The sequence below is a fragment of the Veillonella rogosae JCM 15642 genome, assembly GCF_002959775.1.
Taxonomy (GTDB): domain Bacteria; phylum Bacillota; class Negativicutes; order Veillonellales; family Veillonellaceae; genus Veillonella; species Veillonella rogosae.
The window spans coordinates 129,578-143,953 of sequence record NZ_PPCX01000008.1; the positions used below are offsets into that span (position 1 = coordinate 129,578).

At 38.2% G+C, this 14,376-nt stretch carries 14 protein-coding genes and 3 tRNA genes; 15 read left to right on the forward strand and 2 right to left on the reverse strand.

Features of this window, described 5'->3' with window-relative positions; all coding sequences use genetic code 11:
- Window positions 1-154: 154 nt before the first annotated feature.
- The 10 genes from rph (at window position 155) to VRHSUH09_RS04570 (ending at window position 6,984) form a co-directional block, all read left to right on the forward strand.
- Complete coding sequence (gene rph, locus VRHSUH09_RS04525) at window positions 155-910, forward strand: ribonuclease PH (RefSeq protein WP_105081510.1); 756 nt, start codon at window positions 155-157, stop codon at window positions 908-910.
- Window position 911: 1 nt separating this feature from the next.
- On the forward strand, window positions 912-1,487 hold the full coding sequence (locus tag VRHSUH09_RS04530; RefSeq protein WP_054748686.1) for an XTP/dITP diphosphatase: 576 nt from the start codon (window positions 912-914) through the stop codon (window positions 1,485-1,487).
- Window positions 1,488-1,552: 65 nt separating this feature from the next.
- A complete protein-coding gene (locus VRHSUH09_RS04535; RefSeq protein ID WP_105081511.1) occupies window positions 1,553-2,050 on the forward strand; it encodes a metallophosphoesterase family protein in 498 nt (165 codons plus the stop codon).
- A 75-nt stretch (window positions 2,051-2,125) separates the two neighbouring features.
- A complete protein-coding gene (gene speD, locus VRHSUH09_RS04540) occupies window positions 2,126-2,908 on the forward strand; it encodes an adenosylmethionine decarboxylase (RefSeq protein WP_105081512.1) in 783 nt (260 codons plus the stop codon).
- A gap of 268 nt (window positions 2,909-3,176) precedes the next feature.
- A complete protein-coding gene (locus VRHSUH09_RS04545) occupies window positions 3,177-4,382 on the forward strand; it encodes an NAD(P)-dependent malic enzyme (RefSeq protein WP_105081513.1) in 1,206 nt (401 codons plus the stop codon).
- 209 nt (window positions 4,383-4,591) lie between these two features.
- Window positions 4,592-5,650 (forward strand): IS30 family transposase, encoded by a 1,059-nt coding sequence (locus tag VRHSUH09_RS04550; protein ID WP_105081514.1) that lies wholly within the window; start codon window positions 4,592-4,594, stop codon window positions 5,648-5,650.
- Window positions 5,651-5,834: 184 nt separating this feature from the next.
- A tRNA-Pro gene (locus tag VRHSUH09_RS04555) sits at window positions 5,835-5,911 on the forward strand.
- 10 nt (window positions 5,912-5,921) lie between these two features.
- Window positions 5,922-5,995 (forward strand) — tRNA-Gly (locus tag VRHSUH09_RS04560).
- Between the two features lie 97 nt (window positions 5,996-6,092).
- Window positions 6,093-6,169 (forward strand) — tRNA-Arg (locus VRHSUH09_RS04565).
- Between the two features lie 149 nt (window positions 6,170-6,318).
- On the forward strand, window positions 6,319-6,984 hold the full coding sequence (locus VRHSUH09_RS04570) for a DUF4357 domain-containing protein (protein WP_105081515.1): 666 nt from the start codon (window positions 6,319-6,321) through the stop codon (window positions 6,982-6,984).
- Between the two features lie 150 nt (window positions 6,985-7,134).
- Here the strand turns inward: VRHSUH09_RS04570 and VRHSUH09_RS04575 are convergent, their stop codons facing one another.
- Together VRHSUH09_RS04575 and VRHSUH09_RS10410 are read right to left on the reverse strand one after the other, a co-directional pair.
- On the reverse strand, window positions 7,135-7,539 hold the full coding sequence (locus VRHSUH09_RS04575) for a type II toxin-antitoxin system death-on-curing family toxin (RefSeq protein ID WP_054748722.1): 405 nt from the start codon (window positions 7,537-7,539) through the stop codon (window positions 7,135-7,137).
- Window positions 7,536-7,697: a hypothetical protein gene (locus tag VRHSUH09_RS10410; RefSeq protein WP_167386473.1), complete on the reverse strand. Its 162-nt coding sequence runs from the start codon at window positions 7,695-7,697 to the stop codon at window positions 7,536-7,538. Before VRHSUH09_RS10410 ends, VRHSUH09_RS04575 begins: the two co-directional genes overlap by 4 nt.
- 317 nt (window positions 7,698-8,014) lie before the next feature.
- Here VRHSUH09_RS10410 and VRHSUH09_RS04580 point away from each other — a divergent pair, with 317 nt between their 5' ends.
- From VRHSUH09_RS04580 to VRHSUH09_RS04600, 5 genes are all read left to right on the forward strand, one after another.
- Entirely contained in the window at window positions 8,015-10,201 is a 2,187-nt protein-coding gene (locus VRHSUH09_RS04580) for an ATP-dependent Clp protease ATP-binding subunit (RefSeq protein WP_054748720.1), read from the forward strand.
- Window positions 10,202-10,387: 186 nt separating this feature from the next.
- A complete protein-coding gene (locus VRHSUH09_RS04585; protein WP_105081516.1) occupies window positions 10,388-11,161 on the forward strand; it encodes a LamB/YcsF family protein in 774 nt (257 codons plus the stop codon).
- Between the two features lie 37 nt (window positions 11,162-11,198).
- Window positions 11,199-12,395, forward strand: a complete 1,197-nt coding sequence (locus tag VRHSUH09_RS04590; RefSeq protein WP_105081517.1) for an NRAMP family divalent metal transporter — start codon at window positions 11,199-11,201, stop codon at window positions 12,393-12,395.
- Between the two features lie 74 nt (window positions 12,396-12,469).
- Window positions 12,470-13,213 (forward strand): 5-oxoprolinase subunit PxpB, encoded by a 744-nt coding sequence (pxpB, locus tag VRHSUH09_RS04595; RefSeq protein ID WP_105081518.1) that lies wholly within the window; start codon window positions 12,470-12,472, stop codon window positions 13,211-13,213.
- Window positions 13,200-14,225 (forward strand): 5-oxoprolinase subunit C family protein, encoded by a 1,026-nt coding sequence (locus tag VRHSUH09_RS04600; RefSeq protein ID WP_105081519.1) that lies wholly within the window; start codon window positions 13,200-13,202, stop codon window positions 14,223-14,225. The genes pxpB and VRHSUH09_RS04600 overlap by 14 nt, the downstream gene beginning before the upstream one ends.
- Window positions 14,226-14,376: the final 151 nt, after the last annotated feature.

Sequence of the window (14,376 nt, forward strand, 5' to 3'; positions counted from 1 at the left end):
TGTTAACATATGAGCGATGTTACGGCACTATGGTATTACATTACAATATGCTTTATAGTGCTAAAAAATAGAAAAATTGTGATATAATAGAAGAAATAACGCCCCTTTATGTAAGGGGCGTTCTAATGTTTAGTTTTAGAATGGTGAGGTTCCTATGCGCAGCGATAATAGAACAGCAGGTCAATTGCGACCTATTAAAATAACACGGAATTTTACAGAGTATGCAGAAGGTTCTGTACTCATTGAGTGCGGCAAGACTAAGGTTATCTGTACAGCCACTGTTGAGGATTCTGTGCCGCGCTGGCTAAAAGGGTCTGGTCAAGGATGGGTAACAGCAGAATACTCCTTGCTGCCACGTTCTACGCAAACTCGCGTAAGCCGTGAAGCTGCAAAGGGTAAACAAACGGGCCGCACTGTAGAAATTCAACGCCTTATCGGTCGTGCATTACGCGCTGTTGTAGACCTTGAAGCACTTGGTGAACGTTCTATTACGATCGACTGCGATGTAATTCAAGCCGATGGCGGCACGCGTACAGCATCGATTACAGGTGCCTTTGTAGCCCTTGTTGATGCGGTGGACTTCACCTTTGGTGGCGCAGGCAAATTCCCGATTACTGACTTCTGCGCGGCTATTTCTGTAGGGATCGGTCCAGAGGGGCCTATTACGGATCTTTGCTACGAAGAGGATAGTGCAGCTATCGTTGACATGAACGTGGTGCGCACAGGCTCTGGCAATATGGTTGAAGTACAAGGTACAGGTGAACATGGTACCTTTAACCGTGATGAACTCAATGCATTACTCGACTTAGCGGAGGCCGCTACAGATGAGCTCATGGCTAAACAGCGTGAAGCACTTGGCTCAACAGCAGATAAAGTAGGTAGGGTATATCCTACAGCTCCGGAGGTGTAAGGTGGAACAAATCGTATTAGCTACAGGCAATAAGGGGAAAATTCGTGAATTTTCTGAGGCTTTCTCTCATTTATCTATCGATTGTATACCTGTAAAAGAGGTCATTACCATTGAGGAACCTGAGGAAACAGGTACAACCTTTATGGAGAATGCGCTTTTAAAGGCTCGCTACTACGCAAAAGCTACAAATCGTCCATGCCTTGCGGACGATTCTGGCATCACTGTAGATACTCTCAATGGTGCGCCAGGTGTCTATTCTGCTCGTTATGCAGGTCATCATGGTGATGATAATGCTAACAACGAAAAGCTAATTCAAGAGTTACAAGGAAAAGCTGACCGTACAGCTCATTATGTATGTGCCTTAGCACTCGTATATCCTGATGGTCGTGAAGTAACCGCTGAAGGCTATTGCGATGGACTCGTTCAAGACGATCCAAAAGGTGATAATGGCTTTGGTTATGATCCGTATTTCTATGTGCCTCAGTTCAAGAAAACAATGGCAGAGCTTACCATCGAAGAGAAGGAAACCATAAGTCACCGTGGTCGCGCATTACGTGAATTAATTAGTAAACTTTGATATTTTTGAACTATATGATATAGTTCATATAATATGTAATATAATAGTATTAGAGAATTTATAAAATGAAACGAATTGGTATTTTAAGTGATACCCATGGGTATCTAGAGGATATTGACCTCGTCTTGGAGGCTACGGCTGATCAAGATATTGACATGTGGCTTCACGCTGGTGATTTGGGTGATGATGCGCGCTATATGCAGGAGCATACGAATGTGCCTGTTTATGCAGTGCGCGGCAATAATGACCGAGTACAACCACTTGAGCCGCGAGAACAGTTGATTCCTCTAGAGGATACCTATATTTACATGTGTCATGGAGATAAGGTATCATATTATAATCGAATACAAGAACTGACTCATTTAGGCACCTCAATGGGGGCGCGTCTCATCGTGGCTGGTCACAGCCATCATCATGGTGAGGTTCGTTCTGGTGATGCGGTATTCGTCAATCCTGGCAGTATTTCCTTGCCTCGAGACCGCTCTGGTGGTACCTTTGCCATCGTTACCTACGATAATGGGCAGTTTGATGTAGAGTTTGTGTATAAACAAGATCTTGTTTAGTTATATGGTGAAAGCTTCGTTTGAATCTTTCAAAAGAAATAGTAAGTCTATGCATGGAAAGGGTTATGACATATCATGGATACACTAGTTAAAGCAAAGCCTAAAATGAAATTATACGGTTTTAATAATCTCACAAAGACGTTGAGTTTTAATATTTATGATATTTGTTATACTCGTACGGAAGAAGAGAAAAAACAATACATTCAGTACATTGATGAAGTATACAATGCAGATCGTTTAACAGCTATTTTGACGGAAGTAAGCCGTATTATCGGTGCTAACATCCTTAACGTAGCGAAACAAGACTACGACCCTCAAGGTGCGTCTGTTACGATTTTGATTTCTGAAGAGGAAATTGAAAAAGAAGATGTAGTTATGCATCTTGATAAATCTCACCTTACTGTACATACTTACCCTGAAAGCCATCCGCACAAAGGGATTAGTACGTTCCGTGCCGACATTGAAGTATCTACATGCGGTCAGATTTCTCCCCTTAAAGCACTTAACTATTTGATTCAAAGCTTTGACTCCGATATCCTTACATTGGACTACCATGTACGTGGCTTTACACGTGATGTATCTGGTAAGAAAATCTATATCGATCATCGCATCAACTCCATCCAAAACTACATTAACTCGAAAACTCGTAACATGTACAACATGATCGATGTAAACGTATACCAAGAAAATATTTTCCACACAAAAATGATGTTAAAAGAGTTTGATTTGGATAACTATCTCTTCGGTATTACTGAAGCTGAATTGAGCGAACGTGAAATTAAGCAAATTAAACAGCAATTAAAACAAGAAATGATGGAAATATTCTATGGTCGTAATTTGCCATCTGTGAAAGCTTAATATTACATTTGAAAATTTTTTTCAAAATTTATATATAGCTAAATACGAATATAATACGTAAGTAGATAAGCCTTAGTTGGCTTATCTACTTTTTGTTTGCTTATCATAATTTTTATTAACAGAAATTAATAGCATTCAAATCTAAAAAAATCGATAACCATATCAAAAAAACTTGTGTTGTTATTTATCATTTTGTATAATACAATTAGTTTATGGTATTAATTACCGACTCTAAAGAGTCCGATTGTTTCCACAAAGGAGAATTATTATGGACGTACGTGAATTAGCTGTACAGAAAAAACGTGAATTGAAAGGTTTCCTCACTGTAGGGACTAAATATGAATTGAAAGACGCACATGACTTGTCTGTAGCGTACACCCCAGGTGTAGCAGAGCCATGCTTGCGTATTAAAGATAATGAAGCTGAATCCTTCGAATTAACATGTCGTTCCAACATGGTTGCCGTAGTTTCCGACGGTACTCGTGTACTTGGCCTTGGCGATATCGGCGCTGCAGCAGCATTGCCTGTAATGGAAGGTAAATCCTTATTATTCAAAAAATTCGGCGATGTAGACTGCATTCCATTGGTTGTAGATACTAAAGATGCTGATACTTTGATCAACACTGTAAAATTGTTGCAAAAAAACTTTGCTGGTATTAACTTGGAAGACATTTCTTCTCCTAAATGCTACGATATCGAAAATCGTTTGAAAGAAGAATTGGAAATCCCTGTATTCCATGATGACCAACACGGTACTGCAATCGCATGTTTAGCTGGTGTAAAAGGCGCTCTTCGTTTAGTTAAAAAAGATTTAGCGACTGCTAAAATCATCGTAAACGGTGCTGGTGCAGCTGGTGCAAACATTGCTCGCTTGTTATACCTTGCAGGCGCTCGTGATATTACATTATTAGTATCCTCTGGCGTATTGCACAAAGATTACAAACGTCTTGACTCCTTGCAATCTGAATTGATCGACTTGCTTAAACTTGAAGAAAAACATGGTGGCTTGGCTGAGAATGCTAAAGGCGCTGACATTCTTCTTGGTGTATCTGCAGCAGGCGTATTTACAAAAGATATTTTGGAAAACTTGGCTGACGATGCAATCGTATTCGCAATGGCTAACCCTAACCCAGAAGCTACATATGCAGATATGAAAGCTGCTGGTATCCGCGTTGCTGGTACAGGTCGTTCCGACGCTCCTAACCAAATCAACAACGTAGCGGTATTCCCTGGCGTATTCCGTGGTGCTATCGACGTACGTGCTTCCCAAATCACTGATGAAATGAAATTAGCTGCAGCTGATGCATTGGCTAACTTGATTCCAGATAGCGAATTGAACGAAGAAAACGTAATGCCATCCGTATTCGATCCTCGCGTAGCTCCAGCTGTTGCTAAAGCAGTTGCTGAAGTTGCTGTAAAACAAGGTATCGCTAAAAAACCTGGTGTAGTAGAAGACGGTAGCTACGAAGGTTAATCTATTTGCTGTAAAAGCATTGGTATAACTATAAAATAACTATAGAACAATATGACATGCACCTCGAAAGGGGTGCATGTTTTGTATATAGATGAATAAAATTTAAAAAATGCTTAATTGTAGAATGAAATTGAACAAATAAAAAATCCATAGTGAACCTTGTGTTATGATTTAGGTGTCTAATCAAAATAATAACCGAGGTAATCACTATGGACTACAATAATCATAACACGACATTACGCACAAACAAACACTTAAACTTCGAAGAACGATTTTATTTAGAAAAGAGAATTGTTCTAGGAGATAGTATCACTGCAATTTCACGTGCACTGGGTCGTTCTAGAACAACTATTTATACAGAATTAAAACGCGGTACTGTGATTCAAATTCGACAAGGTAAATCTCAACTTGTATATTTAGCTGATTCTGGACAGGCAACATATGAAAGACAACGTGTGGGCTCCTTTAATACCATGAGAGTTGGTGCTATAGAAGCCTTTATAAATTGGATTGAAAGCAAGGTTCTAGATGATCATTGGTCTTTTGATGCTGCTGTTGGATATGCTAAACATAAGGGTTTGTTTGTGCGTAATGAAATGGTTTGTGCTAAAACTTTATATAACTATCTTCACAAAGGTGTATTAGGTATAAAAGCAATTGATTTACCATTGGTAGTACGGCGTTCCCAACGAAAATCTATTTCTAGAAAATATAAGCGAGAACTTGGTAAATCCATAGAACTTCGTGATCCTAAGATTGAAACGCGCGAGGAATTCGGGCATTGGGAATTAGATACCGTCCGTGGAACAAAAGATAAGACAGACCATGTTTTAATCTCTTTACTTGAGCGTAAAAGCAGACTGTATGTGGCTTTACGATGTCCATCAGCACGAGCTGCTGATGTAAAAGAAACACTGCATACATGGTTAAATACGTTTAAAGATGTTAATCTATCCTACTTATGTAAAACAATAACTGCAGATAACGGTTTAGAGTTTTCAGAGATATCTAATTTAGAAAATGAAACCTTGTCTATTTATTTTGCTCGACCTTATTCTGCTTGGGAACGTGGATCAAACGAAAGGCATAATGGTTTACTTCGTAGATGTATACCGAAAGGAATGCCAATAAAAGCCGTTTCAGAGGAAACAATTCAACGAACACTTCAATGGTGTAATAATTTGCCACGCAAGCTTCTAAATTATAGAACCCCCTTGGATGTCTTTCTTGAAGAAGTTAATAAAATTGTAGATTTGGATACTGTTTAATTTCATATTGCAATTTAAGAAATTTAAAAAATTAATGAAGTTGTAAAAAAGTACTTGTCACTATTTTGTATCGATGATATAATTATTTTCGTTGCAGAGCGATACTCAAAAGAGTAGAAAACTCAGCAAGAGTAGTGGTTGACATCAACTACCGGGTTTGCTATAATAGCAAAGTAATTAATGACGGGGCATAGCGCAGTTTGGTAGCGCACCTGGCTTGGGACCAGGGGGTCGCAGGTTCGAATCCTGCTGCTCCGACCATTTTTTATTTGCGGGTGTAGCTCAATGGTAGAGCCCCAGCCTTCCAAGCTGGTCGCGAGGGTTCGATTCCCTTCACCCGCTCCATTTTTTTTTGCCTTTTTTAGGGTAAAACGTAATATTGACGATATATACTACATAATTTATACTATAATAGATAATTACATATATAGGTAATCCACATGGTTCAGTAGCTCAGTTGGATAGAGCAACGGCCTTCTAAGCCGTGGGTCGGGGGTTCGAATCCCTCCTGGATCACCAAAAATTAGCACCTTGCTTATGCAAGGTGTTTTTTATATTTTTATAAAGGTAAAAAGTTTAGATTCTCATTTTATGGTATAATATGAATGTTAAATGAAAAATAGCTAGATTAATCTAGTTTGATACAGATGATGAATAGGGGTGGATTCATGGCAATAGGAATTATCTATATAATGTCTACAGTTGTACCTGGACTTATTAAGATCGGCAAAACAGGGATAGATAACTTTGAAAGAAGGATGTATAATCTTGAACGTCATGGATATAATAATGTTGTTGGATTAAAGCGAGAATTTGCAATTGAATTAGATGATTATGATGAAAAAGAGAAGTTATTAGATGATATTTTTAGTAAAAGTAGAGTTTTAAATTCAGAACTTTTTGCCTTAGATCTTGATTTGGTTATTCAACTACTTTCATCATTTGAAGGTAGACAAGTTTATCCTGTTGATCGTACTAAAGAAACAACTTTTGACGAGGCTACAAAAGCAAGAGCTGTCAAAGTTGATTGGGAAAAAGTTCCAGATGGTTATTACTATTTAAATGAAACGAGAAAAGGATTTGGCGTAGTTACTGCTACAATGAAAGTTGAAGATGGTATGTTTACTGTATTAAAAGGTAGTATTTGTGCCCCGACTAAGTCCGAATGGATGCCGGATGCTCGGAAAAGTGCTTTGATAGAAAATGATACTTTACTTGAGGATGTAAGTTGTAATTCCCCATCTACTGCAGGTTGGGTAGTGTTGGGAAATGCTAATAATGGTTGGACTGTTTGGAAAAATGAATCAGGCGATTCGATTGATATATATAGATGATTAATCTAATTTATTCTACAGTGCTTGCCGTTTTATATAATTAATATTATTGGCTTATTAAGTGGGGAAATATAGTAATTACAAAAAAGTGCTGTAATAGAAAGCGATTTTATCGCATTCCATTACAGCACTTTTTATTTTTTACTAGGATTATAGATTCTCTGTTTGGACTGTATTCTTTTGTAACCATTTTGATAATTCTGTATTATGCATTCTTCCTGCAGCTACATTAATAATCAAATTTTCAACGTCTTGTTGTGGAGCGATAATATCATATCCATTAATGATTAAATAGACGTACATACTATGGAGTGCAGTTCGTTTGTTACCATCTGTAAAGGGATGGTTATTGGCAATGCCATAACATAATTGTGCCGCTTTATCGTAGATAGATGGATATAAATCATTACCCATAAAGGTTTGAAAAGGGGCATTTACTGCTGAGGCTAATAAGCTTTTGTCACGGATACCTGATGAAAGGATAAATGCCTCTTCTAACTGTGTATGGAGTTCACAGATGTCTTGTATGGTGAATTGAATGTTAGTTGTATTCATTTATGCTCCAATGCTTTATATAGTTTATAATTACGCTTTAGTACTTGTTGAGAGATGTTTATGATCTGTTTTTTTATTTGTTTGTTGGTATCGCTGGTAATGATAGGAGACTCATCGTTTGTTGTGTAATTAATATTCTTTATATCTTGTTGTGTCATTGCTCGAACCTCTTTGATGTATATTTGACTTTTATTTTTATTATATAGGTAATAAATCAATATAAACAATATGATTTGTAACAAATAACTCAAAAGTTCAAATTGTATGATCTTCTATAAACCTAGTATTTATCGATGTTTTTGCTCTTAAAACACATTGATCAAATAAAAAGTCAAAAAATAATCAAAAATTTTCTTTTTGACTTATTGACTTTTTGACTTTATCGAGTTATTATTATGTCACAGGGTTAAGAAACCCAGTAAAAATAGTATTAGTCAAATAGTTAAACTCAATGATGTATGAGGGGGTAATATATATGAACAACAACTTTAATAATTTTGGTAATGAATTTAGCAGCATGAATGATTTGTTTAATCAATTGATGGGTAACATGGGTGGTTATTCCACAGAAAACCGTCGTTATAAAATTAATGGTCGTGAAGTGACTCCAGAAGAGTTTGCTTTCTATCGTCAAACTGGTCGTTTACCTTCTAATGAAGAAATGCAAGCTGCTCAAGCTGCACAACAAGGTAAAATGAAACAAGATGGTATCCTTGCCAAGTTAGGTACAAACTTAACTCAACAAGCTCGTGATGGTAAACTTGATCCTGTTATTGGCCGTAATAAAGAAATCCAAGAAACAGCAGAAATCTTAGCACGTCGTACTAAAAATAATCCAGTACTCGTAGGTGATGCTGGTGTAGGTAAAACTGCTGTAGTAGAAGGCTTGGCACAAGCTATTGTCAATGGTGATGTTCCTGCAGCTATTAAAAATAAAGAAATCATTTCCATCGATATTTCCGGTTTGGAAGCTGGTACTCAATATCGTGGTTCCTTCGAAGAAAATATCCAAAACCTTATCAAAGAGGTTAAGGCTGCTGGTAACATTATCTTGTTCTTCGACGAAATCCACCAAATCTTGGGTGCTGGTTCCACAGGTGATGGTCAAGGTTCTAAAGGTTTAGCAGATATCTTGAAACCTGCTTTGTCCCGTGGTGAAATGACTGTTATCGGTGCTACAACACAAGATGAATACCGTAACACAATCATGAAAAACGCAGCTCTTGCTCGTCGTTTCAATGAAGTTAAGGTAAATGCACCATCTCCTGAAGATACTTTCAAAATTTTACAAGGCATTCGTCCATTGTATGAAGCGCATCATAACATTGAATTGCCAGATGCTGTGTTGAAAGCAGCTGTAGATTATTCCGTACAATACATTCCTCAACGTAGCTTACCAGATAAAGCTATCGACTTGATCGATGTAACAGCAGCTCACTTGGCTTCCCAACATCCTGTAACTGATATTAAAACATTAGAAGCAGATATTGCGGATGCTAAGGCAAAACAAGAGGAATATGCTCAAAAAGAAGATTATGAATCCGCTATTAACGAAAAAATGCGTATTCAAAAATTACAAGCAGAGCTTGATAACCATACAGAAAACCAAAAAGTAGTAGCTCAAGTGAACGACGTAGCAGAAGCTGTTGAAAGAATGACAGGTATTCCTGTATCTCAAATGGGTGCATCTGATATTGAACGCTTGAAAGATATGAAATCTCGCCTGGAAGCTCATGTAATCGGTCAAGATAAAGCTGTTGAGGCTGTATCTCGAGCTATCCGTCGTAACCGTGCGGGCTTTGACGAAGGCAACCGTCCAATTGGTAGCTTCTTGTTTGTAGGTCCTACTGGTGTAGGTAAAACTGAATTGGCTAAACAATTAGCTATCGATATGTTCGGTAATAAAGATGCTATCATCCGCCTCGACATGTCCGAGTACAGCGATCGCACAGCTGTATCCAAATTGATTGGTGCAACAGCAGGTTATGTAGGTTATGAAGATAACTCCAACACATTGACTGAACGTGTTCGTCGTAATCCATACTCCATCGTTCTTTTCGATGAAATTGAAAAAGCAGATCCTCAAGTTATTACATTGCTTTTACAAGTATTGGATGACGGTCGCTTAACAGATGGTCAAGGTAATACAGTAAACTTCAAAAATACTGTTATCATTGCTACATCTAATGCAGGCTTTGGATTTGGTACTGATGCTCAAGATGAAAGCAAAACTGATATCATGGAACGTATTGCACCATACTTCCGCCCAGAATTCTTGAACCGCTTCAATGGTGTTATTGAATTCAATCACTTAAGCAAAGACGACTTGAAAAAAATCGTAGACTTAATGTTGAATCAAGTTAATAAAACATTAGCTAAGAAAGGTATTACTTTAGATGTAACTGAAGAAGCTAAAGGCTTATTGATGGAACAAGGTTATGATAAAGCTATGGGCGCTCGTCCATTACGTCGTGTTATCGAATCTGAAATCCGCGATAATGTAACTGACTTCTACTTAGATAACATCGATGCTAAACACTTGCTTGCTGATGTAAAGGATGGTCACATCGTTATTTCTGAAAAAGTAGCAGATGATTCCGTGAAAGCAGAAGAAGACAATAAAACTACAGAAGAAATTAAAACAACAGAAGATAATAAATAATATTTGAACCTTCTAGCTGTCAAAGGCACTCGATGAACATCGAGTGCCTTTTTCTTTTTATAAAATTATTTTCTAGGTATGATAAAAATCATTGGTAAAACATCTATAAATTTAGTATAATTTCATCAATAATGATAATAATTCTATAGAATTTAAAAGTTTCATGAAGTGGAGAGGAGAGTGTGTATGTCACATTATATAGATTTAAACAGTGATTTAGGCGAAAGTTTTGGTAATTACACATTAGGCATGGATAGTGAAGTATTGAATCACGTTACAAGTGCTAATGTCGCCTGTGGTTGGCATGCTGGAGATCCTCTTATTATGGATGCTACAGTGCGCATGTGTAAGGAGAAGGGCGTAGCCGTAGGGGCACATCCTGGCTATCCTGATTTGATGGGCTTTGGGCGCCGAGCCATGGCAGTAAATCCCGGTGAAGCAAAGGCGTATATGATATATCAGTTAGGTGCATTACAAGCCTTTTGTGATAGTTATGGTGTTACATTACAGCATATGAAGTTACATGGTGCTTTTTATAATACAGCCTGTGTAACACCTGCGTTGGCTGATGCCGTACTAGATGGATTACAAGCGGTGAATCCTAACATTGCAGCTATGGTCTTGAGTGGTAGTTATATTGCTAAAGAGGCGGAGCGCCGAGGTATCCCTGTGATTCAAGAGGTCTTTGCAGATCGTGGTTATACCGATGAAGGGACGCTCGTACCTCGTACTGAGCCTGGTGCTTTTATCAAAGATCCTCAAGAGGCTCTTGAACGAGTTCTTATGATGGTCAAAGAAGGTAAAGTAGTAACCAATACGGGTAATACCATAGATATTGTGGCAGACTCTATCTGTGTTCATGGTGATAATCCAGAAGCAATTGCTTTCACAAAGTATATTCGTGAAGGCCTTGCAAAAGCGGGTGTAACGGTCGCTAATTTCCAAGACCGGAAAAAATAAGTATTGTATATAGTATTAGTTCTATGTGGAGGTTCTTATGAAACCAATTACAGGTAAAGCTAGTTTCTCTGTCCTGTTAGGGGCAGCATTCTTGATGGCCACGTCCTCTATTGGACCGGGCTTTATGTTACAAACAGCGGCGTTTACAAATGAGCTAAAAGCAGATTTTGCATTTGCCATTGTTGTATCCGTTATTTTTTCTATTATTGCACAGCTTAATGTATGGACTATCATTGGCGTATCCCAAATGCGCGGTCAAGATATTGCAAATAAAGTATTGCCAGGCCTAGGTTATTTTGTGGCATTTTTGATTTCCCTTGGGGGCCTAGCTTTCAATATTGGCAATATCGGTGGTGCATCTATGGGTCTCCATATTATTTTTGGTGTTGATACGACTACAGGGGCGGCCATTAGCGGTATTTTAGGTATTTTACTATTTACGTCTAAGAAAATGGGTGGTGTATTAGATAATACGGCAAAAGTTCTGGGCACAGTTATGCTTGTTCTCATCGGTTACGTAGCCTTTTCTACGAATCCACCTGTTGCTGAGGCTACTACTCACGCCTTTGTTCCTACTAATTATCCTTGGCTTGCAACGATTACCCTCATAGGCGGTACTGTAGGTGGTTATATTACCTTCTCAGGTGGTCACCGTCTTATCGATGCTGGTATTACAGGTCAAGAGCACTTGAAAGATGTGCGCCGTGCAGCGATTATGGGGATGTCTGTAGATGCCTTAGTTCGCGTGTTATTATTCTTAGCAGTTCTTGGTGTTGTGTCTATGGGCTTTGCACTTGACCCTAAAGATCCAGCGGGCTCTGCATTCCTTTTAGGTGCTGGTGAAGTTGGTCATAAATTATTTGGTATCGTATTCTTCTGTGCGGCTCTAACCTCTGTAGTAGGGGCTGCCTACACATCTGTTTCCTTCTTGAAAACACTATTTAAAGTAGTAGAAAAAAATGAAAAATTAACTATTATGTCCTTCATCTTTATTTCTACGTGTATCTTAATCTTTATCGGAAAACCAGCATCTCTATTGATTTTGGCAGGCTCTGTAAATGGTTTGATTTTGCCGGTTACATTGGCAGTTATGCTCTTTGCAACACATAAATCTGAAATCGTAGGGGCATACAAACACAATAAACTATTATATTACACAGGTTGGATTGTAGTGCTTGTAACAGCTTACATTGGTGTAACATCTTTGAAAGGTATTGCGAAACTTCTAGGTTAATTTAATATCTGTGAAAGTACCATTATGTTCTCTTCGAATGTAATGGTCCTTTCAGGTTATACAGGGAGGTACATATGAAGCCTACAATTTCACCTGTAGGTGATCGGGCTATCTCTATTGATTTTGGTCAAGTAATCGATCCAACAATTAATCGACATATTCGACAAACTATAGAGCGAATTAAAGAGCTTCAGCTCGAAGGAATTATTGAACTAGTTCCTACATACTGTGCATTGCTAGTAGAATATGATGCAATGCTATATTCTTATTCTGAAATTTGTAACATTATTGAGCCCACATTAGAAGAAGGTATGACTAATACGACAAATGAACTGGTTACAGTTGTTGAAGTGCCTACCGTATATGGTGGCGAATTTGGTCCCGACCTTAGTTTTGTAGCATCTCATAATCACTTAAGCGAAGATGAAGTCATATCTATTCATAGTGGAACTGATTATTTAGTATATATGTTAGGATTTATTCCTGGCTTTACCTATTTAGGTGGCATGGATTCATGTATAGCGACGCCTCGTTTATCTTCGCCCAGAACTTTGATTCCAGCCGGCTCTGTAGGAATTGCAGGGGAACAGACTGGTACCTATCCATCTGATTCTCCAGGAGGATGGCAAATCATTGGTCGCACGCCAGTGACCATGTATGATATATCAAAGGCACAAGCCGCATTATTAAAAGCAGGTGACTATGTGCGTTATGTACCTATTGATGAAAGTGAATTCCATCGCATCAAAGCGTTAGGTACTGATTATGTCCCTGTTATACGTGAAGTAGAGGTAGGTGATTTACGTGGCGTTAAATAAGTTTGAAAATGCAGTCATCCACGTAGATGCACCAGGTATGTATACGACTATACAAGATATAGGCCGCGTGGGGTACCAACAATATGGTATGCCTGTTGCGGGGCCTATGGATAGTGAAAGCTATCTATTGGGGCAGGCATTAGTAGGTAATACTGAACCTGTAGGGGCCTTAGAGTGTACCATACTACCACCTACATTAACTGTAAAAGGTACATGTATTGTTGCTTTTACAGGGGCGGATATGCAACCTACTATCAACAATGTAGTAGTGCCTAGATATATTCCCTTTGTGTGTCACGAAGGTGATGTTATATCTGGTGGATTCAGCCAATGTGGGGTGCGTATGTATATTGCCTTTTCCGGTGGTATCGATGTGCCTGAAATTAATGGCAGTGTCTCTACTCATACAAAGGCAAAAATAGGTGGGCTAGAAGGCAGACAATTAAAAGCTGGTGATGAGTTTGGTATTAAATCTCTCACTAGAGAAGCTGTACATGTATGTGACTATTACGGTGAAGGTCATAACTTGTTTAATACGGTGTTATACAATCGTGGAGGACGGGAATATCATGAACCGTTACGAGTAGTCCTCGGAGAGCAAGCTAAGCACTTTACAGAGAACGGGATTAAAACCTTTGGCAGTAAAATCTATACATTGACTGTACAATGTGATCGTATGGGCTTTCGTTTAGATGGTCCAATCATAGAACATGTAGACAGTGCAGATATTATTTCTGACGGTGCCGTATTTGGATCTATTCAAGTTCCGTCCGATGGCAACCCTATCGTTCTTATGGCGGATCGTCAAACAACGGGAGGCTATACAAAAATTGGCACAATTATTACGGCGGATTTACCTCGTTTAAGTCAATTGCCTGTAGGTGATGGTATTCATTTTGATATCGTATCTATAGAAGATGCACAAGACATATATCGAACCTATATGAAACGATTACATAAGCGTATGCAATTAGCATACGAACAAAGTACATATGTGTTTAAGGTAAATTAATAATAATGTATTTTAATTACATTAAACAGTATAAAAGCTATCTCATAGAAGTTGAATTCTATGAGATAGCTTTTATTTTGTCTTGCAGACGATTATTATTGCTAGAACATATTTATAATACTTTTTTATAACTTTAAAATCTACCCTTATA

Coding starts and splice junctions, on each gene's coding strand:
- rph (WP_105081510.1), top strand. CDS start 155: ATGCGCAGCGATAATAGAACAGCAGGTCAATTGCGACCTATTAAAATA.
- VRHSUH09_RS04535 (WP_105081511.1), top strand. CDS start 1,553: ATGAAACGAATTGGTATTTTAAGTGATACCCATGGGTATCTAGAGGAT.
- speD (WP_105081512.1), top strand. CDS start 2,126: ATGGATACACTAGTTAAAGCAAAGCCTAAAATGAAATTATACGGTTTT.
- VRHSUH09_RS04545 (WP_105081513.1), top strand. CDS start 3,177: ATGGACGTACGTGAATTAGCTGTACAGAAAAAACGTGAATTGAAAGGT.
- VRHSUH09_RS04550 (WP_105081514.1), top strand. CDS start 4,592: ATGGACTACAATAATCATAACACGACATTACGCACAAACAAACACTTA.
- VRHSUH09_RS04570 (WP_105081515.1), top strand. CDS start 6,319: ATGGCAATAGGAATTATCTATATAATGTCTACAGTTGTACCTGGACTT.
- VRHSUH09_RS04575 (WP_054748722.1), bottom strand. CDS start 7,539: ATGAATACAACTAACATTCAATTCACCATACAAGACATCTGTGAACTC.
- VRHSUH09_RS10410 (WP_167386473.1), bottom strand. CDS start 7,697: ATGACACAACAAGATATAAAGAATATTAATTACACAACAAACGATGAG.
- VRHSUH09_RS04580 (WP_054748720.1), top strand. CDS start 8,015: ATGAACAACAACTTTAATAATTTTGGTAATGAATTTAGCAGCATGAAT.
- VRHSUH09_RS04585 (WP_105081516.1), top strand. CDS start 10,388: ATGTCACATTATATAGATTTAAACAGTGATTTAGGCGAAAGTTTTGGT.
- VRHSUH09_RS04590 (WP_105081517.1), top strand. CDS start 11,199: ATGAAACCAATTACAGGTAAAGCTAGTTTCTCTGTCCTGTTAGGGGCA.
- pxpB (WP_105081518.1), top strand. CDS start 12,470: ATGAAGCCTACAATTTCACCTGTAGGTGATCGGGCTATCTCTATTGAT.